Genomic DNA, 1,544 nt, shown 5'->3' on the forward strand with positions numbered 1-1,544 from the left:
CCCCCACGGCCTGCGGCGTGGGGGTGCCCCCGCCGTATCGTTTCCGTCGTCCGCCTTGGATGCGAAGCCACATCACGCCGCTCCCTGATCCACTCCCCGTCGCAACCCGGGTCGTTTCGACCGGGGGTGCCCACGCGGCCATGGGACGGCACGGGCGGGCCCGTGGTCAATACCTGTGCGTGACCCGGGTCACACCGGGATGGCGCGGGGGTCGCACCGGGGTGTGCCGGCGCCGGCGCGGGACCGTACTCAGCCGCCGACGACATCCTCGCTGCGGCCCGGCTCGTTGCGCTGCCCGGGCCCGGCGTGCCAGTCGGCGAGCGCGATGTTGAAGCGGCCCAGCAGTTCGGTGAACTGCTCCCGTTCCTGCGGCGACCAGTCCTCGGTGACCTTGGCCATCAACTCCCGCCGGGAGTCGCGTACTTCGCCCAGCCGGCCGCGGCCGCGCGGGGACAGCGCGAGGACGACCGCACGCCCGTCCTCGGGGTGGGAGGTGCGCTTGACCAGGCCGGTGTCCACCAGCGGCGCGACCTGGCGGGTGACCGTGGAGGAGTCGATGCCCATCGCCTCGGCGAGCGCCTTGACGCCCATCGGGCCCTCGTGGTCGAGCCGGTTGAGCAGGAGGTAGGCGGCGCGGTCCATGGAGTTGCGGGCCCTGCCGACACCGCCGAGCCGGGTCTGCTCGGCACGGCGGGCGAAGAGGGCGACCTGGTGCTGGAGGCTCTCAAGGAGTTCGGTCGAGGTCTCCGGAGGGTTGGACATGACCTTGAAGCTCGCGTTCTGTCGGTCCGGTGGAGTACCGGTGAGGGTTCCGGTCGAGGGTGGGGTGAGCGGGAGGTACGGCGCCGGGACGGCGGGAAGTTGGGAGAAGAGTACGCGGCCACGGTGAGCACGGGGAGCATCTGCCGACTTCATGGGCAAACCGTTGGCCGGGATCGCGAGGTCGGACTGCGAGACTGGGCGTATGGACAACAAGCGGCTCCAGTCGATCACCCTGGATGACGTGCGCGGAGCACACAAGATGCTCGCCGGGGTCGCGCGGATCACCGCCATGGAGACCTCCCGCCACTTGTCGTCGCTGGTCGGCGCGCCGGTCCACCTGAAGTGCGAGAACCTTCAGCGCACCGGGTCGTTCAAGATCCGCGGCGCGTACGTGCGGATCGCGGGGCTGAGTCCGGAGGAGCGGGCCGCCGGCGTGGTGGCCGCGAGCGCGGGCAACCACGCGCAGGGTGTCGCGCTCGCCGCCTCGCTGCTCGGGGTGCGCTCGACGGTGTTCATGCCCGTGGGCGCCCCGCTGCCCAAGGTCGCCGCGACCCGCGACTACGGAGCCGAGGTCCGGCTGGACGGCACGGTCGTCGACGAGACGCTGCGGGCGGCGATCGCGTACGCGGAGCGGACCGGTGCGGTCTTCATCCACCCCTTCGACCACCCGGACATCATCGCCGGGCAGGGCACGGTGGGCCTGGAGGTGCTGGAGCAGTGCCCCGAGGTGCGGACCGTGCTGGTCGGCGTCGGCGGCGGCGGGCTGGTGGCGGGGATGGCGG

The 1,544-nt window shown here is 72.2% G+C and carries 2 protein-coding genes; one reads left to right on the plus strand and one right to left on the minus strand.

The genetic code is table 11. The features are described from left to right. Positions 1 to 249 precede the first annotated feature (249 nt). Entirely contained in the window at positions 250 to 762 is a 513-nt protein-coding gene (locus tag AC13HU_RS36910; RefSeq protein ID WP_483046368.1) for a MarR family winged helix-turn-helix transcriptional regulator, read from the minus strand. 202 nt (positions 763 to 964) lie between these two features. Between AC13HU_RS36910 and AC13HU_RS36915 the strand changes: the two genes are divergently transcribed. Continuing rightward, positions 965 to 1,544 (plus strand): threonine ammonia-lyase (locus AC13HU_RS36915; protein ID WP_483046369.1); only part of this gene is annotated, 580 nt, incomplete at its 3' end.

This window comes from Streptomyces sp. NH27, from assembly GCF_056859195.1.

Coding starts and splice junctions, on each gene's coding strand:
- AC13HU_RS36910 (WP_483046368.1), bottom strand. CDS start 762: ATGTCCAACCCTCCGGAGACCTCGACCGAACTCCTTGAGAGCCTCCAG.